The sequence below is a fragment of the Vagococcus acidifermentans genome, from assembly GCF_003987655.1.
In the GTDB taxonomy this organism is placed as follows: Bacteria; Bacillota; Bacilli; order Lactobacillales; family Vagococcaceae; genus Vagococcus_B; species Vagococcus_B acidifermentans.
Window position 1 is genome coordinate 408,863 of the sequence record NZ_NGKC01000001.1, and the last position, 22,446, is coordinate 431,308.

Annotated in this window: 18 protein-coding genes; all 18 read left to right on the top strand. The window is 47.8% G+C overall.

The features are described from left to right. Window positions 1-11 precede the first annotated feature (11 nt). The 18 genes from CBF27_RS02010 to CBF27_RS02095 all read left to right on the top strand — a co-directional run bounded on the left by CBF27_RS02010 (window position 12) and on the right by CBF27_RS02095 (window position 22,405). On the top strand, window positions 12-1,163 hold the full coding sequence (locus CBF27_RS02010; protein ID WP_126811856.1) for a mannitol-1-phosphate 5-dehydrogenase: 1,152 nt from the start codon (window positions 12-14) through the stop codon (window positions 1,161-1,163). A 476-nt stretch (window positions 1,164-1,639) separates the two neighbouring features. Next, window positions 1,640-2,791 carry an aminotransferase class V-fold PLP-dependent enzyme gene (locus CBF27_RS02015; RefSeq protein WP_126811857.1) on the top strand — a complete coding sequence of 384 codons (1,152 nt, stop codon included), beginning with the start codon at window positions 1,640-1,642 and terminating at the stop codon, window positions 2,789-2,791. After that, a complete protein-coding gene (gene yedE / locus CBF27_RS02020) occupies window positions 2,791-3,840 on the top strand; it encodes a YedE family putative selenium transporter (protein WP_126811859.1) in 1,050 nt (349 codons plus the stop codon). The genes CBF27_RS02015 and yedE overlap by 1 nt, the downstream gene beginning before the upstream one ends. A gap of 2 nt (window positions 3,841-3,842) precedes the next feature. Then, window positions 3,843-4,082 (top strand): putative Se/S carrier protein, encoded by a 240-nt coding sequence (locus CBF27_RS02025; protein WP_170174973.1) that lies wholly within the window; start codon window positions 3,843-3,845, stop codon window positions 4,080-4,082. Between the two features lie 347 nt (window positions 4,083-4,429). Continuing rightward, window positions 4,430-6,376 (top strand): 1,4-alpha-glucan branching protein GlgB, encoded by a 1,947-nt coding sequence (gene glgB / locus CBF27_RS02030; protein WP_126811864.1) that lies wholly within the window; start codon window positions 4,430-4,432, stop codon window positions 6,374-6,376. Window positions 6,377-6,393: 17 nt separating this feature from the next. Next, window positions 6,394-7,536 carry a glucose-1-phosphate adenylyltransferase gene (locus tag CBF27_RS02035; protein WP_126811954.1) on the top strand — a complete coding sequence of 381 codons (1,143 nt, stop codon included), beginning with the start codon at window positions 6,394-6,396 and terminating at the stop codon, window positions 7,534-7,536. A 1-nt stretch (window position 7,537) separates the two neighbouring features. Beyond that, complete coding sequence (gene glgD / locus CBF27_RS02040) at window positions 7,538-8,674, top strand: glucose-1-phosphate adenylyltransferase subunit GlgD (RefSeq protein ID WP_126811956.1); 1,137 nt, start codon at window positions 7,538-7,540, stop codon at window positions 8,672-8,674. 14 nt (window positions 8,675-8,688) lie between these two features. Further along, the gene (gene glgA / locus CBF27_RS02045) at window positions 8,689-10,122 is read left to right on the top strand and encodes a glycogen synthase GlgA (RefSeq protein WP_126811865.1); all 1,434 of its coding nucleotides are present in this window, start codon (window positions 8,689-8,691) and stop codon (window positions 10,120-10,122) included. A 92-nt stretch (window positions 10,123-10,214) separates the two neighbouring features. Next, on the top strand, window positions 10,215-12,629 hold the full coding sequence (locus CBF27_RS02050; RefSeq protein ID WP_126811958.1) for a glycogen/starch/alpha-glucan phosphorylase: 2,415 nt from the start codon (window positions 10,215-10,217) through the stop codon (window positions 12,627-12,629). Window positions 12,630-12,631: 2 nt separating this feature from the next. Then, the gene (locus CBF27_RS02055) at window positions 12,632-14,461 is read left to right on the top strand and encodes a glycoside hydrolase family 13 protein (RefSeq protein ID WP_126811867.1); all 1,830 of its coding nucleotides are present in this window, start codon (window positions 12,632-12,634) and stop codon (window positions 14,459-14,461) included. 54 nt (window positions 14,462-14,515) lie between these two features. Continuing rightward, window positions 14,516-14,956, top strand: coding sequence for a universal stress protein (locus tag CBF27_RS02060; RefSeq protein ID WP_126811869.1), 441 nt, complete (start codon window positions 14,516-14,518; stop codon window positions 14,954-14,956). A 167-nt stretch (window positions 14,957-15,123) separates the two neighbouring features. Continuing rightward, window positions 15,124-17,823, top strand: a complete 2,700-nt coding sequence (gene acnA / locus CBF27_RS02065; RefSeq protein ID WP_126811871.1) for an aconitate hydratase AcnA — start codon at window positions 15,124-15,126, stop codon at window positions 17,821-17,823. A 36-nt stretch (window positions 17,824-17,859) separates the two neighbouring features. Further along, window positions 17,860-19,140 (top strand): NADP-dependent isocitrate dehydrogenase, encoded by a 1,281-nt coding sequence (gene icd, locus CBF27_RS02070; protein ID WP_126811874.1) that lies wholly within the window; start codon window positions 17,860-17,862, stop codon window positions 19,138-19,140. A gap of 165 nt (window positions 19,141-19,305) precedes the next feature. Next, window positions 19,306-19,869: an LOG family protein gene (locus CBF27_RS02075; protein ID WP_126811876.1), complete on the top strand. Its 564-nt coding sequence runs from the start codon at window positions 19,306-19,308 to the stop codon at window positions 19,867-19,869. Between the two features lie 232 nt (window positions 19,870-20,101). Beyond that, window positions 20,102-20,626: a translation initiation factor IF-3 gene (gene infC / locus CBF27_RS02080; RefSeq protein WP_126811878.1), complete on the top strand. Its 525-nt coding sequence runs from the start codon at window positions 20,102-20,104 to the stop codon at window positions 20,624-20,626. 26 nt (window positions 20,627-20,652) lie between these two features. Further along, a complete protein-coding gene (gene rpmI / locus CBF27_RS02085) occupies window positions 20,653-20,853 on the top strand; it encodes a 50S ribosomal protein L35 (protein WP_126811880.1) in 201 nt (66 codons plus the stop codon). Window positions 20,854-20,911: 58 nt separating this feature from the next. After that, window positions 20,912-21,271, top strand: a complete 360-nt coding sequence (rplT, locus tag CBF27_RS02090) for a 50S ribosomal protein L20 (protein ID WP_126811882.1) — start codon at window positions 20,912-20,914, stop codon at window positions 21,269-21,271. Window positions 21,272-21,424: 153 nt separating this feature from the next. Then, window positions 21,425-22,405: a LacI family DNA-binding transcriptional regulator gene (locus tag CBF27_RS02095; protein ID WP_126811884.1), complete on the top strand. Its 981-nt coding sequence runs from the start codon at window positions 21,425-21,427 to the stop codon at window positions 22,403-22,405. Window positions 22,406-22,446: the final 41 nt, after the last annotated feature.

Consider the following 22,446-nt stretch of genomic DNA (forward strand, 5'->3'; position numbering starts at 1 on the left):
GAGGATGGAAAATGAAGGCAGTACATTTCGGTGCTGGCAACATCGGACGCGGATTTATCGGTGAGATACTTCACCGCAACAACATCGATATTACTTTTGTCGATGTGAATGACACAATTATCGCTGCGTTGAAAGAACGGGGCGCATATACCATTGAGCTGGCTGACAGCACGCACGAGCAGCTGACAGTGACTCATGTAACCGGGTTGAACAACCGGACAGAACCTGAAAAGGTGGTTGAAGCGATCCAAACGGCTGACCTGCTGACGACGGCAATCGGTCCGGCGATTTTGCCGCATATCGCGCCGCTGATAGCTGAAGGCATCGAGGCGCGCATGAATGCGGGCAGCACACAGCCGCTGGATATCATTGCGTGTGAAAACATGATCGGCGGTTCGGCATTTCTCGCAGAGGAAGTGAAAAAACATCTGTCTGACACAGCTTATCTGGATACGTACATCGGTTTTCCGAATGCAGCGGTCGACCGCATCGTACCGCAGCAAGCCCACGAAGACCCGCTATTTGTGACGGTAGAGCCGTTTTCGGAATGGGTTGTTGATGAAACCGGCTGCCGCTCCGACAAAATCAGGCTGGCAGACGTGCACTATGTGGCGGATTTGGCGCCGTATATCGAACGCAAACTGTTCTCGGTCAACACAGGCCATGCGACCGTTGCCTATACCGGCGCACTTTTCGGCTACCGTACGATAGACGAGGCGATGGCGGACGCACTGGTCGTTGCGCAGCTAAAATCTGTTTTGGCAGAAACCGGTCGCTTGTTGTGTGCCAAATGGGGCTTTGATGAAGACGCCCACGCAACATATATCGACACAATTATCGGACGGTTCCAGAACAAACATATTTCCGATGACATTCAGCGTGTCGCCCGGACGCCAATTAGAAAACTGGGACACGATGAACGGTTCATCAAACCGCTACGCGAACTGCATGCGATGCAGCTGCCGGCACCTCACTTGCTGGCTGCAGCGGGCATGGTGTTCAATTATAACGATCCGGAAGATGAACAGAGTCGTCAGCTGCACGAGATGCTGAAGACGCGGCCTGTGGAGCAAGTCATCACAGAAGTGACCGGTTTGACGGCCCCTGAATTGGTGGCTGAACTGAAAGATAATATTACCAGATATGCCAGATTGGCAGTTTAAAAACAAAAGCACCCGTTGACAGTTGAACGGGTGTTTTTCTTTTGATCGTTTTTCACAAAAAAGTCTAATGACGGACATTAAATCACGTTCAATTGACATAAAAAACCGTTGAAAGTTGCTAAGCAGTGTTGCGGCGGGGAAGGGTTTTCGTTATACTGAAGAAAGAAGGTTTGTGATTTTATCAACATGTCGAGTCACACCTGTTTAATTAACAGCTGGAGGTGAGAGTATGAAAACGACACGTCTGTTTTTAGTTGGCTACGGCTGATTGTGAACGCCTGTCACTTTAGAAGTTTCTAAAAAAACAGAAGCTGTTTTCTTGATACGCTCTTGCCCGGCTGATTTTCTTCACAAATCATTCAGCCGCAAACGAAAACGGACCGGTTAGCGTCCGGCAAGATGGCGTGCAGGCAAAACAGTTTTGCAATGAAGGTCATGTCATCGGTAGGTTTTCGTTTGATTGGAGGAAAAAACGAATGATTTATTTGGACAATTCAGCGACTACGCTGAAAAAACCGCCGCAAGTCGCAGAAGCTGTGATGGCGGCGTTCAATCGTTTGGGCAACTCCGGCAGAGGAGTCCATGAAGATGCTCTTGCCTCTTCGCAGCTGATTTACGAAGCGCGGGAGCGTCTTTGCGAGCTATTCAACGGCGAGCTGTCGAAACAGATTGTCTTTACGTTAAATGCTACAGAGAGCTTGAATTTGGCTATCAAAGGGTTGTTTGAACCGGGCGACCATGTCATAACAACGATGCTTGAACATAATTCTGTCTTGCGGCCGTTGTATCAATTAGAAGAAGCAGGGGTTGCCTTGACGATTCTGCCGGCTGATGAGGCGGGCAACATCGACTACGCACAGCTTGAAGCAAGCATCCAGCCGCAGACACGCGGCATCGTCATCACCCACGGGTCGAATTTGACGGGGAACGTCATAGACATCGAGCGGGTGGGGGAGATTGCCGCCCGGCATGATGTGTATTTTGTCGTGGACGCATCTCAAACGGCAGGTGCTTTGCCGATTGATGTGCAGAAACAGCAGATTGACGTGCTTTGCTTTACCGGGCATAAAGCGTTGTTTGGTCCGCAGGGGACCGGCGGTTTATATGTGAAGCCGGGCGTGGCTATCCGGCCGTTAAAAGTCGGCGGCAGCGGCATCGACACATACAATAAAAGGCATCCGTCGGTCATGCCGACAGCCTTGGAAGCAGGCACTTTGAACGGACACGGCATCGCCGGTTTGTCAGCGGGCGCGGCCTATATCTTGTCCGAGACAGTACCGCGCATCCATCAAAAGGAGCAAGAGCTGATGTCGCTGTTTTACCGCAAGGTGTCCCAACTTGACAGTGTCACTGTCTACGGCGATTTCAGCACGGATGTCAGATGCCCGATTGTTACGTTGAACGTGGGCGACATGGATTCGTCCGAGGTGAGCGACATCTTGGCCACTGAGTATCATATCGCGACCCGCTCCGGCGGGCACTGTGCGCCGCTGATGCACCAGGCACTCGGCACGGTAGAGCAGGGCGCAGTCAGATTCAGTTTTTCTTATTTTAATACAGAGAGTGACATCTTGTCGGCCGTTGCTGCGCTGACGCAGATTGTTCAACAAATGGAGGTAGCGAAATAATGGCAAGTAAAAAACGATTTTTAATTGCTGGTTTAGGGTTTGGTATCATTGCTGTCTTGCTGGCTTACTTTGGCAATCCGGCCAATATGGCTATTTGTATTGCCTGTTTCATCCGTGATATTGCCGGAGCCACGAAACTGCATACGGCACCGCCTGTTCAATATATGCGTCCGGAAGTAGCCGGAATCATCATCGGTTCTCTGGTAGTGTCTTTTGCCAGGAAAGAATTTTCACCAAAAGCGGGTTCGTCCACAGGGACACGGTTTGTACTGGGGTTTGTCATGATGGTCGGGGCGCTGGTCTTTTTAGGCTGTCCATTGCGCATGGTACTGCGGATGGCCGGCGGCGATTTAAATGCCTATGTCGGACTGATCGGCTTTGCCGGCGGGGTCATTACCGGCAGTCTGTTTCTGAAAAACGGGTATAGCCTCGGCAAGCCGGTTGAAACGAAACAGTCAAGCGGCTTTATGGTGCCCTTATTCTTTTTGAGTTTGCTGCTGCTCTTTATCGCCGTGCCGTCGCTGTTTGTAGTCAGTCAGGAAGGTCCCGGCAGTTTTCACGCGCCGCTCTTGCTGGCGCTGGTTGGCGGGCTGGTATTCGGCGGATTGGCGCAAGTCTCGGCTGTTTGTTTCTCGGGCAGTATCCGCGATATTTTCCTGATGCGCAATTTTGATAAATTTACGGCTGTTGCAGTGCTGTTCGGTGTTGTCCTTGTGTATAATCTGGCTACCGGCAACTTCAATCTGAGCTTTGCCGATCAGCCTGTCGCACATTCCGAACACTTGTGGAACATTTTGGGGCTGTATGTCGTCGGTTTTGCCGGCGTGCTGTTGAGTGGCTGTCCACTGCGGCAGCTGGTGCTGACCGGTCAAGGCTCGTCGGATTCGGGTGTTACCGTTATCGGCATGCTTGTGGGCAGTGCGTTTGTGCATAACTTCGGGCTGGCTTCCTCCGGCGAAGGCACAACGCCAAACGGACGGATAGCAGTCATTGTCTGTATCGTTATTTTGTTTATCGTTGCCTTGGTCAATCGGAAAAAGAGGGTTTAGTATTGGGAAAAGCAGTCTTGCTTGTAACCTTTGATACGGAGCATGAGGCGCTGAGCTTTGCCAATGTGTGCAAGCGCCGGCGCATCGACGGCCGTTTGATTCCTATTCCGCGCAACTTGTCAGCCGGCTGCGGTATGGCTTGGCGTTCGGAAATGATTTGGGAAGAGGCGCTGACAGCTGTGCTGACAGAGCATCAGGGAGCTATTGACGGCCATCTGATTCGTTATGAAAGGGGCAAGTAAATACACGGATGGATGCAACCAGTCTGATTGTCAGACTGGTTGTTTTTTTGCTTTATGATGAGAAAAAACAAAAAAATTAAAGAAAAAACATTAAAATCAAAATGGAATATTCAGGTTTTGCTGATGAAAAACAAGAATGCTTATGTTTTGTAATGAATAACATGTAATAAATTAAGAAAGCATTGCAGAATGTTCGTTTTTAAAGGTTTAAGACAAAAAAAGCGCGAAAAAGAAAACGATATCATGTAAAAAACAGCGAAATATATGGTATGATAAGTAGTATAAAGAACGTGTTTTTTGTTTAGCAAATATGCTTGTTGATGGAATAATAGAAAGAAGGTGGAGATATGACTGAAAACTCTGAGAAAGATGATTTCTCGACTGCAGAGGAGTTGGAAGCCAAGCGCGCATTTACTACCGGCGAAAATTTTCACGCCCGCAAGTTATTAGGGCTGCATAAACTAGGGAATGGCCAGTACCGCTTTCGCGTATGGGCGCCGAATGCTGAAAAAGTCTGGGTCGTCGGCGACTTCAATGACTGGCAGGTGACGGATGTCATGACGTGTGACGGATCATGCGGCATTTGGGAAGCGACATTGTCGACACCCAAACCTGGCGATTTGTATAAATTCCGGATTCAGCAAAAGGGCGGCAACGTGATCGATAAATTTGATCCGTTCAGTGTGAAGTTTGAAAAGCGTCCCAACAATGCAGCGGAAATCTATACGCTCCAGGAAAAAAAATGGAAAGATGGACTGTGGCATGCTCGCAAAAAAAGAAGCAATTATTTTAGACGGCCATTGAATATTTATGAGGTGCACAGCAGTTCATGGCGTCATCATGATGACGGCACGCCGTATTCGTTCAGTGATTTGAAAGAAACCTTGATTCCTTACGTGAAAGAGATGGGGTACACGCACATTGAATTCATGCCGCTGATGGAGCATCCGCTCGGAGCCTCGTGGGGCTACCAGCTGACTGGCTATTTTGCGCTGAGTGCCTCCTATGGCACGCCTGAAGAATTTCAGGACTTTGTGGAGGCGTGTCATTTGCAAAACATCGGTGTGCTGCTCGACTGGGTACCCGGACATTTTTCAGTCAACAATGATGCACTGGCATACTACGACGGCACACCCCAATTTGAATACACTGACCCGGACCGGGCGAAAAATATCCGCTGGGGCAGTTTGAATTTTGATTTAGGCAAACCGCAAGTGCAGAGTTTTTTAATTTCAAGTCTGTTGTTCTGGCTGGAAACCTTTCATGTGGACGGCATTCGCGTAGATGCGGTGTCAAATATGATTTACCGCGATTACGACGAAGGACCGTGGCTGCCGAATCACGAGGGCGGCAACCGCAATCTGGAAGGTTATTATTTTCTGCAAAAGCTGAATGCGGTAGTGAAGAAGGACTATCCGGAAGCGTTGATGATTGCCGAGGAAAGCTCCTCGGAAACACAAGTGACAGGGTTGATTGAAACAGGGGCACTTGGTTTTGACTTCAAATGGAATATGGGCTGGATGAACGATGTTCTGCGCTTTTATGAAATGGACCCGATCCACCGCAAACACCATTTTGAACTGGTGACTTTTTCGTTCATGTATATGCTGAATGAACACTATATCCTGCCGCTGTCCCACGATGAGGTAGTGCACGGTAAAAAGAGCCTGATGCACAAAATGTGGGGCGACCGCTACAAACAATTCGCCCAGCTGCGGAATTTGTACACGTTCATGATGACTCATCCCGGCAAGAAACTGCTGTTTATGGGCAGCGAATGGGGCCAGTTTTTGGAGTGGAAGTATGATGAAGGGCTGGAATGGGTCGATTTGGACGACGCGCTGAATCATGCGATGCAGCAGTTTACCCGGCAGCTCAACCAGTTTTACAAGGACGAACGCGCCTTATGGGAACTTGATGACGTCTGGGAAACATTGGAAGTCATTGATGCCGATAACCGGGAAGAGTCGGTCCTGAGCTTCATCAGACACGGCAAGCGCAAAACTGATTTCCTGATCGTTATCTTAAACATGACGCCTGTTGAGCGCAGAGGGTTTACTATCGGTGTTCCTTACAAAGGAACTTACCGGGAAGTATTTAATACGGAAATGGCAGAATTTGGGGGCACATGGCAATCCCACAATCCTGACTGTGTCTCGCAGCCGCAAGCTTTCAAACAGTACACAGAAACTATCAGCACCACTGTTCCGGCTTTAGGGGTCATTATTCTTAAACCGGAAAAAATCAAGGTTACTCGAAAACGCACCAGTGGAAAGGGGGCAGGTGAAAGCTGAGCTTTCACCGAAACGTGATGAAAACAGAAATGTTAGCAATGATACTGGCCGGAGGAAAAGGCACCCGGTTGGGGGAAATAACGAAAACAATCGCCAAACCGGCAGTGCCTTTTGGCGGACGGTATCGGATTATCGATTTTACCTTAAGCAATTGCGCCAACTCCCGGATCGGCAATGTGGGTGTCGTGACGCAATACCAGCCGCTTACGCTGAACCGGCACATAGGAAACGGTGCCAGCTGGGGCTTGGACGGGATTGACAGCGGCGTGACTATTTTACAGCCGTTTTCAAGTTCGGAGGGCAGTAAATGGTTTGCCGGCACAGCCCATGCCATTTATCAGAACATGGATTACATCGATCAAATCGACCCTGAATATATTTTGATTTTATCCGGCGACCATATTTACAAGATGGACTACGGCGATATGCTGGAACAACATCAGCAGAACAACGCCTCGCTGACCGTTGCTGTCATTGAAGTGCCGATGAAAGAAGCGTCCCGCTTCGGCATCATGAATACGGATGAAAACGACCGGATTATCGAGTTTGACGAAAAGCCGGAAAATCCGAAAAGCAATCTGGCCTCCATGGGGATTTATATCTTCAACTGGCCGAGATTGAGAAGTGTCTTGGTCAACAGCTACAATAAAGAAGACGACATGCTGGATTTCGGTCAGCACGTCATCCCGTTTTACTTGAGCAGCGGTGAAAATGCCTTTGCTTACCGGTTCAGCGGCTACTGGAAAGATGTCGGGACAATCGATTCTCTCTGGGAAGCCAACATGGAATTTATCAACCCGGACAATGAACTGGATATGCGGGACAAGCGCTGGCGCATTTTCGGAAAAAACACGATTTCGCCGCCGCACTTTTTAACCAAGACAGCGTCTGTTTCCCATTCGTTGATTGTTGACGGCTGCTTTGTCTCCGGACGGGTGGAAAACAGTATTTTATCAAGTGATGTTCAGGTCAAAGAAGGAGCGGTCATCAAAGACAGTTTTATTATGCCGAATGCGGTCATTGGTCAAGGTGCGTATATCAACCGCGCAATCATCGGTGAAAATGCGATTATCGGGAAAGACGCCGTGATTGACGGGACAGATGAGATTGCTGTTGTCGGCTATTCTGAAGTGATTGGAGTTGAGATTGATGAAGACTAAAATGAGAACAAATAAATTATGTGCCATTCTTTCAGGAATTAAAAAATCCGAAGACTTGCAGCCGCTGACCCGCAAACGACCGCTGGCGACACTGCCGTTTGACTGTAAATACAGAATGATCGACTTTCCGCTGTCCAGTCTGGTCAATGCGTCTGTCAATTCGATATTCATGATTTTCAATCAAGACGAGACACAGTCGGTGTTTGACCATCTCGGCGGCGGTAAGGAATGGAATCTGGATGCGATTCAGCACCATTATTTCATTCACTTGTATCAGGATTTTCTGAAAAAGAAGGAGCAGGGGAAACCTTACTATGAAACGCTGATCGATTATCTGCGCAAGTCGAAATCAGAATATACTGTGATTATGGGCAATAAAGTCTTGTGCAACATCGATTTGCAGGCTGTGTTGAAAATTTATCAAAATCAGGACAGCGATATGACCGTGGTATATAAGCGCGTTCCGAAAGAACAGATTACCGATACAGACAGCCTGATCAGTATCGGTGATGACGGTGTTGTCAACGGGGCTTACTTCATTGATGAGGCGGAAAACGGCAGCAAGCTGCATAATCTGTGCATGGATATTTTCATGGTGCGGACTAACTGGCTCATAGATGCACTTAAAGAAGGCCAGGAACAAGGTATTTCTGCGAACATCCATCTTTTCCTGCAGGAGAAAATGACTGAAATGACGTGTTCGGCGTACGAATATACCGGCTACCTCGGCAACGTGTTTGACATCAACTCCTATTATCAGGTGAATATGGATATGCTGAATGTTAACAAGTTCAATTCTTTACTGTATACTAATAAGAAGATTTATACCAAACTTAAAAATGAAGTGCCGACTTATTATGACACATCCTCTCAAGTCACGAACAGTCATTTCGCTACCGGCTGCTTGATTAAAGGAACCGTGGAGAATTCTTTGCTGTCCCGTCAGACAGTGGTGGAAGAAGGAGCCGAGGTGTTAGATACCATTACGATGGCTAACGCTTATATCGGGAAGAATGCCAAAATCAGATATGCTATTTTAGATAAAAACGTGACGGTTGAAGAAGGGGCGGAGGTCATCGGTACGCCTGAGGACATCGTGGTTGTTGAAAAAGGTGTCACAATCTCAAAGAAAAGCTAAGGAAGTGTTAAAGGATGAACGTGTTATTTGCAGCTGCCGAATGCGCCCCGTTTTTTAAAACCGGCGGACTGGGTGACGTTGTAGGGGCTCTTCCCAAAGAGCTGGTCAGACAAAATCAGGAAGTCGTTGTGGTGCTGCCGTATTTTAAAAACCTGCCGGAACACTACCGCCAGCAGTGCGAGCACGTGTTTGACTTTACGGTCAATGTCGGCTGGCGGCAGCAGTACTGTGGTGTGAAGCGCCTGGTTTACCAGAAAGTGACTTATTATTTTATCGACAATCTCTATTACTTTGACCGCGACGGCATTTACGGTTATTATGACGATGGCGAACGCTTTGCTTTTTTCCAGCTGGCGGTAATCGAGCTGATGGAGCGGGTGGGTTTTATCCCGGACATACTGCACGTGCATGACTATCACACGGCGATGATTCCATTTCTGCTGAAAGAGAAATACCACTGGATTGAAGCTTACCGTTCCATTAAAACAGTGCTGACGATTCATAATATGGAATTTCAAGGGCAGTGCGACAGTCAGGTGCTGCCGGAATTGTTCGGCGTCGGCACGGAGCGCTTTGTCGACGGCACCATTCGTTTCCACGACGGCATTAACTTCTTGAAAGCCGGCATCATGTATGCAGACCGTATCAACACGGTCAGCCCTTCTTATGCGGAGGAAATCAAGACACCTGAGTTCGGATTCGGACTTGACGGCATCTTGAGGGCGGAATCCGGCAAACTGTCAGGTATTTTAAACGGCATCGACTATGATATCAATGACCCGGAAACGGATCCGCATATACCGGCGCATTTTTCAAGAGCAGACCTGTCAGGCAAAAAACAGAATAAAGACTATCTGCAGCAGCTGATGAATCTGCCTGTCCGTCCGGATACGCCGCTCGTTGCGGTTGTCAGCCGGCTGACGCGTCAAAAAGGCTTCCAACTGCTGGTTGATGAATTTGAAAATTTGATGCAACTGGATTGCCAACTGGTCGTTCTGGGAACCGGGGATGCAGACTTTGAACAATTTTTCCGCTACATGGGTGACAAGTATCCTGACAAGTGTGCGATACGTATTCAGTTTGATGTGTCACTGGCGCAGAAAATCTATGCGGGAGCTGACATTTTTCTGATGCCGTCTGCCTTTGAGCCGTGCGGGCTGTCGCAAATGATAGCCATGCGGTACGGGACATTGCCGGTTGTTCATGAAATAGGCGGTTTAAAAGACACCGTCCAACCGTTCAATCCGGCGACCCAAACGGGTACCGGCTTCGGCTTTGCGGCGTTTCAAGGTTTTTACATGATGCACGCACTGACACTTGCCATCAATACCTTCTTGTCAGACCAGCCGCTATGGCTGCAGCTGGTTGACCAGGCGATGGCGCGTGATTTTGGCTGGACGAGGTCTTGCGAAGACTATCTGGCACTGTACCGCGATGCATTGAAATAATGATAGCAGCAACAATTGCCCGGGCTACCCAGTGGTGAACTGGTAGCCCGGAAGTTGTATCGCAATAAAGGAGAAAATAGATAATAATGAAGATGACAAAGGAACAATTTATCACGCAATTTAAAAAACGTTTAAGTGAAAAATATGCTATGGGCGTAGAGGATGCTTCGCCGACTGAGCTGTACAATACACTTGGTTCGCTGATGCACAGTGCTTATTCATCAGACAGACACCATACGTGGCGGCAATATTTGTTGAATAAGCAAAAACAGGCGTATTATTTTTCCATTGAATTTCTGCCCGGTAAATTAATGGCCAGCAATTTACTGAATATGGACTGGCTGGAAACAGTGGAAGAAGGCTTGGCTGAACTGGGCATTGACTTGGCGGATTTGACCGAGGTCGAACAGGACATGGCCTTAGGAAACGGCGGCCTGGGCCGTCTCGCTTCCTGTTTTATGGATTCGATTGCCTCTTGTGGGCTGCCGGGTAACGGCAATGGCATCCGCTACGAATACGGCTTGTTTAAACAGAAATTCATTGACGGGCACCAGGTCGAGCTTCCGGATGACTGGTTAAGCACTGGTAATGTTTGGGAAGTCAGAAAAGACAGTAAAGCCGTAGATGTTTGCTTTTACGGGCAAGTTCATCTTGAAGAAGACGCAAACGGCAAGTTAAAACCTGTCTATAAAAATCAGCAGGTTCTGCGGGCAGTGCCTTACGATACCGGAATGATTGGTTATAAAAACAATATCGTGAACAACATGCGCCTCTGGTCTGTGGAAATCCCCAACTCGGAGGAAAGTAAGTACCGCAGTCTTGAGGAACGACGGACGATTGAAGATTTAACCGCAGTGCTATACCCGGACGACTCCAATGCCAAGGGCCAGATGACCCGTTTGGCACAGGAGTACTTTTTCGTGTCAGCTGGTATTCAAAGCATCGTCAGATATTACCACACTCTCAAAGAACCGATTCATCGGATTCATGAGTACGTGGCTATTCATATCAATGATACCCACCCGGCGCTTTGTATTCCTGAGTTTATGCGCATCATGCTGGATGAAGAAGGAATGTCATGGGAAGAAGCGTGGGCGGTGACGCTCAAAGTGATGAGTTATACCAATCACACCATCATGGCGGAAGCGATGGAGAAGTGGCCGATCGACATGCTGAAACAGCTGTTGCCGAGAATCTATCAGATTATCGAAGAGATTGACCGCCGGTTTGTTGAAGAAACAGAATTGAAAGTCCATGACCGCAGTATTATCGACCGGACACGAATCATTAATCACAATCAGGTTCACATGGCTCACTTAGCGATTATCGGAAGTCACAGCATCAACGGTGTAGCGAAGCTGCATTCGGAGCTGTTGAAGACAGTCGTTCTCCATGATTTTTATTCACTGTATCCTGCTCGTTTTAACAATAAAACCAACGGCATTGCTGAGCGGCGCTGGCTGCAGCTGGCTAACCGGCCATTATCTAGCGTGCTCGACAAGACTATCGGTACCAGCTGGCGGGACAATCCGGAAGATCTCCAGCAACTGTTGAATTATCAGGATGATCAGAAAGTACTAAACGCATTAGCAGCGGCTAAACGGCAAAACAAAGAAAACCTGGCGGCATTGATCAAAAAAACACAGGACATCACTGTGTCACCGGATGCAATTTTTGATGTGCAGATCAAACGGCTGCATGCGTATAAACGCCAGCTGCTGAATTTGATGCATATCATCAAATGCTATCAGGACATCAAAAACAATCCGGATAGTGAGTTTTATCCGCGAGTCTTTATCTTCGGAGCAAAGGCCGCGCCAAGCTACGCGTACGCTAAAACAATTATCAAATGTATCAATGAAACGGCCAATCTGGTCAATAATGATCCGGACGTAAAAGACCGTCTGAAGATTGTGTTTCTTGAAAACTACAACGTGTCACTGGCAGAAGTGATTATTCCTGCCGCAGATGTCAGCGAACAGATTTCTTTGGCATCCAAAGAAGCATCTGGCACCAGCAACATGAAGCTGATGCTGAACGGTGCTGTGACCATTGCTACGCTGGACGGAGCAAACATTGAAATCCGTGATGCTGTCGGGGAAGAAAATATCAATATTTTTGGTATTACCGAGCAAGAGGTATACGACTACTATGAAAGCAATACGTATTCAGCGGTGTCCTATTTTGAGAAAGACCCTGTTATCAGACGCGTGCTTGAGGCATTTATCGACGGCACGATACCGAATATTCAATCGGAAGGACGCGAAGTGTTTGATTCGCTTATCCGTTATAATGACGAATTTTTCGTACTCCGGGATTTCGAATCCTATGTGAAAGCACAGGAGAAAATAACCGAATGTTATAAAGATAAGCGCAAATGGCAGAAAATCAGCCTGATTAATATCGCCAATGCCGGTGTGTTTTCAGCAGATGAAACAGTTAAGCGCTATGCAGACGATATTTGGCAGATTGAGCCGGTAACTGAATACAGCAGCAAGAAGGGTTAATTATGACAGATGTTTATTACAACTCATGGGAATCATCCTGCAAGACACCGTTTGGCGCCGTTGCCGCGGGTGAGCCGGTAACGTTCCGCATCCGGTGCGCGTTAAAGAATATCAACCGCGTGTTTTTAATCATTTACAAGGAAGGCACTCCGCCGCAGACATTGGAGATGCTGAAAGAAACAGTGGACAGTTACAGCGTTCATTACCGCCCGCAAAAGGGGTTGTACTTCTATTATTTCCAGTTTGACCAGGAAACAGAAAGCGGCGTGAAACTTTATTATTACGGACGCGCCGGGAACAGCGGCACCGGTGAATTGGTGGACAATCATAATTTTTTGGCGCACTATCAGCTGACTTGTTACGAAGGGGCGGACAAGGCGCCTGACTGGTACCGCGAGGGGATTGCGTATCAAATATTTCCTGACCGTTTTTTCAATGGCAACCCTGATAACCGTGTCAATCATCCTAAGAAAAACACGTTTATTTACGCGACACAGTGCGATGAGCCGATGTATATCAAAAATGCTGCGGGCGAAATCGTGCGTTGGGATTTCTTTGGCGGCAACCTGCTGGGCATCAAAAAGAAAATCAGCTATCTGAAAGAGCTGGGAGTCAGCATCATTTATTTGAATCCGATTTTCAAAGCATCCAGCAACCACCGTTATGACACTGATGATTACTTTGAAATCGACCCGATGCTTGGCACCAGGGAAGAGTTCGTGTCGCTGGTGGAGGCTCTCCATCAGGCAGGTATCCGGGTCATTTTGGACGGAGTGTTCAGCCATGCGGGCTGGAACAGCCGCTACTTCAACCGCAACAAGCAGTACGGCGAGACGGAAGGGGCGTACAACAATCCGGAAAGCCCGTATTATGACTGGTTCATTTTTCAGGAGTATCCGGATAAGTATACGTCGTGGTGGAACATTCAGGATTTACCGGAGTTCAATAAACATGACCCTCATTTCCAGCAGTTTATTTATGGTGAAGCAGACAGCGTACTGTCAGAGTGGACTCCGCTGGTCGACGGCTGGCGGCTGGATGTGGCAGATGAGCTGCCCGATTTCTTTATCGAACAAATCAGAAACCGCCTGGCTGTCTATCCTGATAAGGTGCTGATAGGGGAAGTTTGGGAAGATGCGTCGAATAAAATTTCTTACAATCAGCGCCGCCAGTATATTTTAGGCGGACATCTGAACGGTGTGATGAATTACCCGCTGCGGCGCGGCATCATCAATCTTTTGCTGTGCAAGGAAACACCGGAGACAGTCGCCAGCCACTTGATGACGTTGCAGGAGAACTACCCCAAAGAGGTGTTTTACAACAGCTTCAATAATCTGGGGACGCATGATACAGAGCGAATCTTGACGATGCTGAACCTCGACAGGGAAAAACTGGATTTGGCACTGGGTTTTATGTTCATGATGCCGGGAGTGCCGTGTATTTATTATGGCGATGAAGCCGGGCTGACTGGCGGCAAAGACCCTGAAAACCGGAAATTTTTCCCGTGGGGAAGAGAGAGCAAGAGCATTTACGCACTATTTAAAAAATGGGTGACCGTCAGACAAACGCAGCCGGCAATCCAGACGGGCGACTTGTCGCTTTGCTACTGTAAAGACATGCTCGGTCTGATTCGTTACACTGATGATGAGTTTGTGTGCTACATCATGAATCCGACAGATACGGTACATACCATCAATTGTCACCATCTGACGTTTTTGCGGGAAGTGCCTTTCAATCAGAAACAGTTGGCCAACCTGCTCGAAGGTCAAATCGTGTTTGCCAAAGATTATTATCTGGTGTCCGGCAAACTTGACGGCAAATCATACAGTTAGCGTTTGAACACCGCTGGTGACTAGTGATAGAATAGAATTAGGGAGGCGATGTCAATGTCTGAATTGTATCAACATATTTTAGTTGCAGTAGATGGTTCCGACTCAGCAGATGCCGCATTTGAAGAAGCTGTGGCAATTGCCAAAAAGTACCATGCCATGTTGTATGTTCTTTATGTAAACGAAGTCACAAGCAGGTTTTTGGGAGATTTCAACATTATCACGGACAAGATGCAAAGAGCGTTGGAAGAAGTGGCAGAGAATAAGGTCAATCAGTGCCTGCAGCGGGCAGTGGAGCTGGGGCTGACTGACATCAAGACATTTATCAAACACGGTTCGCCTAAAACATGGATTGTGGATTTTGATGAATCAAAAGGGCCAATTGATTTAATCGTCATGGGGGCGACTGGTGTCAGCGGCATTGAACGGGTTCTGGCCGGGTCGACGACGACCTATGTGGTGAACCATGCCGATTGCAGTGTCTTAGTTGTAAGATAGCTAAAAAATAAGTAGTTATGAGCCATATGACGCCAGATTCAACTGGTTGTCATGTGGCTTTTACTGAGGACGGACAGCACGTGACAATCGGATTAGAAAAAGATTAATTTACAATTAGAAAGCAAACAGGTATACTATTGCATATGAGACTGTAGAGGAGTGAACGCATGTCAACCTACCATGATAAAAGCAAACAAACGTTGATGTTTGATGGAAAGCCGCTTATTTATTTTAGTTTATCCCGTGCGCTTCAGGGCACGGGTGTTTCTGTCGACAAATTGCCTTACACGATACGTATTTTATTGGAGTCGCTGCTGCGGCAGGAAGACGGTATTGATATTACGGAAGAGCACATCACGGCACTGTCGCACTGGCAGCCGGACAAGCAATCCGGCGAGATTCCGTTTAAGCCGGCCCGTGTGATTTTGCAAGATTTTACAGGTGTCCCGGCCATTGTTGATTTGGCTTCAATGAGAGAAGCACTGGTAAAATTAGGCGGCAGTCCGGAACAAATCAATCCGGAAGTCCCTGTCGATTTAGTCGTCGACCATTCGGTTCAGGTGGATGCGTTTGGGACAGAACAGGCTTTGGCGACGAACTCGGCGCTGGAGTTTCAACGGAACAAGGAACGGTATGAATTTTTAAAATGGGCCCAGACAGCTTTTTCAAATTACCGCGTGGTGCCGCCGGCTACCGGCATCGTTCACCAGGTCAACATCGAGTATTTAGCTGATGTCGTGACGACCAGAGAAACGGCAGACCATGAGCGGCAAGTATTCCCGGACACTGTGTTCGGAACAGATTCCCATACGCCGATGGTCAATGCGCTGGGCGTGTTGGGCTGGGGAGTCGGTGGCATTGAGGCGGAGGCCTGCATGCTGGGTGAGCCGTCTTATTTTCCGGTTCCTGAGGTCATAGGAGTGCGCCTGACAGGCAAGCTCGGACCGGGTGCAACGGCTACCGATGTTGCTTTAAAGGTCACGCAAGTCTTGCGCGAAAAGAAAGTGGTCGGCAAATTCGTCGAATACTTTGGCGAAGGCATCCGCAGTCTGACGCTGGCTGACCGGGCAACGATTGCCAACATGTCGCCGGAAAACGGCGCAACATGCGGCTTTTTCCCGGTTGATGATGAAACCTTACACTATTTGACCTTGACTGGCAGAGACGAACAGCAAATCAAGCTGGTCGAAACATATTTGAAAGCTAATGACTTATTTTATGACGACTCGCAGCAGATTGCTTATTCTGATATCATTACCATTGATTTGACAGACATTGAAGCCAGTTTGGCCGGACCGAAACGGCCGCAGGATTTGATTCTTCTGCCGGAGATGAAGCAGGCGTTTCAGTCATCAGTGACAGCTCCCGAGGGTAATCTGGGTTTTGGACTGCCTGAGTCGGAACTGACAAAATCGGTATCGTTCCAGCTGCATGGGACTGATGCGCAGCTGCAGACAGGCGACTTGGCAATCGCCGCTATTACCAGCTGTACGAACACCTCCAACCCGTATGTGATGCTGGCGGCGGGACTGCTGGCGCGTAACGCGGTAGCCAAAGGGCTGACAGTGCCGGATACGGTGAAAACGTCTCTTGCGCCTGGTTCGCAAGTTGTCACGGGCTATCTGACTGATGCCGGCCTGATGCCCTATCTCGAGGCACTCGGTTTCAATGTGGTAGGCTACGGCTGCACGACTTGTATTGGTAATTCCGGGCCGCTGGAGCCGGAAATCGAACAAGCGATTCGCGACAATGATTTGCTGGTGGCATCAGTCCTGAGCGGCAACCGGAACTTTGAAGGACGGATCCATCCGCTCGTGAAGGCCAATTATCTGGCCTCGCCGCCGCTGGTGATTGCATACGCGCTGGCAGGCAAAGCGGCTGTTAATTTGAAAGAGGAACCTTTAGGCAAAGATCAGGAAGGTCAGCCTGTTTATCTGGCAGACATCTGGCCTGATGCCCAGGAAATCAATCAGCTGATTGAACAATTTGTCACACCGGAGATTTTCCGGACTTATTATGCAGAAGTATTCAATGCAAACGAGGACTGGAACCAGATTGTGACGATTGATGAACCAGTTTACCAATGGGATGATGACTCGACATATATTGCCAATCCGCCATTTTTCGACAATATGTCAGAAGAAGCAGGCGAGCTGTCCTCATTGCAGGGCTTGCGTGTACTGGCTAAATTCGGCGACTCGGTCACAACTGACCATATTTCACCAGCCGGCGCGATCGGCATGCGTTCGCCAGCCGGCAAGTATTTGCAGGAACGCGGCGTTGCGCCGAAAGATTTCAACTCATTCGGGTCGCGGCGCGGTCATCATGAAGTCATGATGCGCGGTACATTTGGCAATATCCGGATTCGCAACCAGATTGCCCAAGGCACAGAAGGCGGCGTGACGACTTACTGGCCGACCGGCGACATTATGCCGATGTATGACGCGGCAATGGCATACAAGCAGGCCAACACCGGACTGGTGATTTTAGCCGGCAACGACTACGGTATGGGTTCTTCCCGCGACTGGGCGGCCAAAGGCTCAAAATTACTTGGTGTGCAAGCAGTTATCGCCAAGAGCTATGAACGTATTCACCGTTCCAATTTGGTGATGATGGGTATCCTTCCGCTGCAATTTGTGCCGGGAGAAGATGCAGACAGTTTAGGACTGACCGGAGAAGAAACGTTTGCGGTAGAGCTGCCGGATACGCCTGAACTGAACGAAAAAATCACTGTCACAGCAACAGCCCCTGACGGAACCAGCAAGGAGTTCCAGGTGATTCTGCGTTTCGATGCCCAATCAGATATCCGCTACTATCAGCATCAGGGGATTCTGCCGATGGTTATTCGGAAGAAACTGCAACAATAAAGTGAAACTGACAATACGGGAATAGGAGCTGAAATAATGACAGGAGAAAAAATGACAATGGTTGACGGGACGCTGGTCACACCTGACCGCCCGGTTATTCCATTTATTGAAGGAGACGGCACAGGGCCGGATATTTGGCGGGCAGCGAAGAGAGTTATCGATGCGGCTGTTGCCAAAGCGTATCAAGGCAGCAAAGAAATCGTCTGGAAAGAAGTGCTGGCGGGTGAGAAAGCATTCAACCAGACAGGCGAATGGCTGCCTCAGGCAACCCTTGACACAATCGAGCAATACCTGATTGCCATCAAAGGGCCTCTAACTACACCAATCGGCGGAGGAATCCGTTCGCTGAATGTGGCGTTGCGTCAGGAACTGGATTTGTACGTGTGTCTGCGCCCGGTGCGCTACTTTAACGGCGTGCCGTCGCCTGTGAAACACCCTGAAAAAACCGACATGGTGATTTTCAGGGAAAATACAGAAGACATTTATGCCGGTATCGAGTTTGCAGCAGGGACAAAAGAGGCTGACACACTCATTGCTTATTTGAAAGAAACCTTCGGCGTCAGCAACATCAGATTTCCGGAAACCAGCGGGATAGGTATCAAGCCGATATCCAAAGACGGCACGGAAAGACTGGTCCGCAGTGCGATTCAATATGCGCTAGACAATCAGCGCACCTCCGTGACACTGGTACATAAAGGCAATATCATGAAGTATACAGAGGGTGCCTTTAAACAGTGGGGCTATGACTTAGCGGAAAAAGAATTCGGCGATGCCGTCTTCACATGGCAGCAATATGATCAAATCAAGGCTGAGCAAGGCGTCGAAGCGGCGGATGCCCAGCAGGCAGAAGCGTTGGCATCCGGTAAAATTTTAGTCAAAGATGCGATTGCAGATATTTTCCTGCAGCAGATTTTGACACGTCCAGACGAATTTGACGTGATTGCAACGATGAATCTGAACGGCGACTATATTTCAGATGCGCTGGCGGCACAAGTCGGCGGGATCGGTATTGCTCCAGGTGCCAACATCAACTATGTGACAGGCCATGCGATTTTTGAAGCCACACACGGGACCGCCCCTAAATATGCCAACTTGGATAAGGTCAACCCGTCGTCTGTTATTCTTTCCGGTACACTGATGCTGACCCATATCGGCTGGCAGGAAGCAGCAGATTTAATTACCAAAGCTATTGAGCGGACGATTGAAAACAAAACAGTGACATACGATTTTGCCCGTCTGCTTGACGGTGCAACAGAAGTCAGCTGTTCCGGTTTTGCAGATTTAGTCATCGAAAACATGGACGAGCTGCTGAAGTAACCAGATAAACGCCTCACATCAGATGCCTCCCCGAATGCTTAGCTGTCCGGGGAGGCACTTTTTTTGGTGTGTTTGGAGTTGTCTAATGCGTTTGAACGGATTATAATAAACGCTGTAGTGATGAACTGACAGAAAACAACACAGTGAGTAAAAGGGTGTGAACTGATGAAAAGAATAGCAGTATACTGCGGTTCTTCCTTAGGAGAAGCGCACGTTTATGAAAAAGAGGCCCGTCTGCTTGGCGAATGGCTGACGCAGAATCGGTATGACTTGGTGTTCGGCGGCGGTCAGATCGGTCTCATGGGCGTTGTTGCCGATGCCGTTTTACGCGGTCAAGGCCGGGCTATTGGTGTGATGCCTGATTTTTTACAGGACGGCGAACGTGCCCACAACGGTCTCACTGAATTTTACACGGTTTCCTCAATGCATGAACGCAAATTGAAGATGATTGAACTGTCGGATGCATTTATTGCCCTGCCCGGCGGTCCGGGAACGCTGGAGGAAATCTCCGAGGTTTACTCGTGGCGGCGCATCGACCAGCACCAAAAGCCGTGTGTTTTTTATAACGTCAACGGTTTTTACGATCCGCTGGCTGCCTTTTTTTCCCAGATGGTCAGCCAAGGATTCTTATCGGAAGCTGACTATCACAAAGTGCTGTTTTCTGATTCTTTGGAAACGATCCACGATTTTATCCGCCGGCAGTGGGAAATGAACGGCTATTTCAAGTAAACCACCTGCTCGTTTTCTGAAAAACAGATTTTTTGTGTTGACATTTATGCAAAGACTTGTTATGATGTATGAGTTGAGAAATTAAGCAGAAGCACCCGCTTCTCGCCTTAGAGAATGTCAGTTCCTGGGCCAGATAATCCATGTTTTTCCATTCGAATGTAATGGAAAGGCTGTGCTGGTGCGGGTTCTTGAAAAAGAACTCGTTTTTTTTCTCTAAATAATTTGGAGGTGAATGACCATAGCAAGAGATATTATGGTAAACGACGGTATTCGTGCACGAGAGCTTCGATTGATCTCAGAGAGTGGCGAGCAACTTGGTGTTAAGTCAAAAGCCGAAGCGTTGAAGATTGCAGAAAGTGCTAACTTAGATTTGGTGCTTGTGGCGCCAAATGCCAAACCACCTGTTGCCAGAATTATGGATTATGGTAAATTCAGATTTGAACAACAAAAGAAAGAGCGTGAAGCACGCAAAAAGCAGAAGGTCATCAATATTAAAGAGGTTCGTTTGAGCCCGACAATTGATGTGAATGACTTCAACACAAAATTGCGTAATGCACGAAAGTTCCTTGAAAAGGGCGACAAAGTGAAAGCGTCCATTCGTTTCAAAGGCCGTGCGATTACTCATAAGCAGATTGGTCAAGATGTTTTAAATCGCCTAGCAAGTGAAACTGAAGACATTGCTACCGTTGAACAAAAACCGAAAATGGACGGCAGAAGTATGTTCTTAGTGCTTGCGCCAAAGACAGATAACAAGTAGTCAAAGAATCTGAGGAGGAAAATGAAATGCCAAAAATGAAAACTCACCGCGGACTAGCTAAACGTTTGAAACGTACAGGTGGTGGCGGATTTAAAAGATATCGCGCGTTTACAAGCCACCGTTTCCACGGTAAAACGAAAAAACAACGTCGTCAACTGCGTCGTCCAAGAATGGTATCTGCCGGCGATTACAAACGTATCCGCCAAAGCTTGACTTACATGAGATAATCAACTCTCAGGCAGACCGTATACTACAATTTAGAAAACAACTCAAGGAGGAATTATCATGGCACGTGTAAAAGGTGGAGCAGTGACACGCCGACGTCGTAAAAAAGTCTTAAAATTAGCTAAAGGCTATTATGGTTCAAAACATACATTATTCAAAACAGCAAAAGAACAGGTGATGAAGTCTCATGTGTACGCATTTAGAGACCGTCGCCAAACAAAACGCAATTTCCGTAAACTATGGATCGCGCGTATCAACGCTGCAGCTCGTATGAACGGCTTAAGCTACAGCAAAATGATGCACGGATTGAAAGTTGCTGAAATCGACATCAACCGTAAAATGCTGGCTGACTTGGCTGTCCATGATGCATCCGCATTTACAGCACTGGCTGACCAAGCTAAAGCTGCATTGGCTAAATAAAAGATATGTAAATGATATCATGAGCTTTTCACCCGCTTGTTTGAGCGGGTGTTTTTTTGCGTTCCCCGTAAATCAAATGTGTCGCACAGTTGAAATTATGATAAGATAAGTAATAAAACAGTTTAAAAAAAACTGCTGAAGTAGGGGAAAACAATGATAACGATTCGACAAATCGCGCAAGAAGCCGGCGTCTCAAAAAGTACCGTTTCGAGATACTTGAACAAGGGCTACGTGAGTGAAGAAACGGCAAAAAAAATAAAAACAGTGATTGACAAACATAACTACGTACCAAATGAATTTGCCAGAAATTTGAAGTCGGAAAAGAGTAAATTTATTGGTGTAGTGATACCGCGAATAGATTCGCCTTCCACTATGAGCATGTTGGACGGGGTCGACAGAATATGCCGCGCCAAGGGGTATCAGCTGCTCATTTTCAATACCAATTTGGATGTCAAACGGGAAATCGAAGGGCTGTACAGTTTGGTACATAATAAAGTTGCCGGTATTATTTTGTTTGCCACAATGATTACAGAAGAGCATTTGCGCGCACAAAAGAAGTTGAAAGTGCCGATTATTTTCGTGGGGCAAAATCATAAAGATGTCTACGCCATCAATCATGACAACTATGCGGCCGGCAAGCTGCTGGCTGAAAAAATGTTGGCATACCGGCACGAGCAGATTGCTTACATAGGCGTTCCTGAAAATGATTATTCTGTTGGTGTCGAAAGAAAGCGCGGTGTCATGGACACATTTGCCAAAGCGGGCTTCCATGTCTCGTATATCGAATCAACGTTCAGGACCAAAGACAATTACTATTTAGCCATGGATTTGTTCAAAACATTAGAGGCAACACTGTACATCACTGCAACCGATAATATGGCGATGGGGTTATACCGGGCAGCTTATGAGATGAATTTGGCAGTGGGAGCAGATATTTCGCTTGCAGGGTTCGGCGGGTATGCGTTTAGCGGCTTTTTAACACCGCCGTTAACGACCATTGATTTTCATCATGAACTGGTTGGGGAGACGGCCGCCGCTAATTTATTGAAAAAGCTTGGAGGAGGAGCTATCGACCGGGCGATTGCGATTGATTTTTCTTACATGGATAGAGAAAGTGTAAAAAAATTAAGTTGACAACGGATACATTTGATGATATCTTGTAACTAAGAACATGA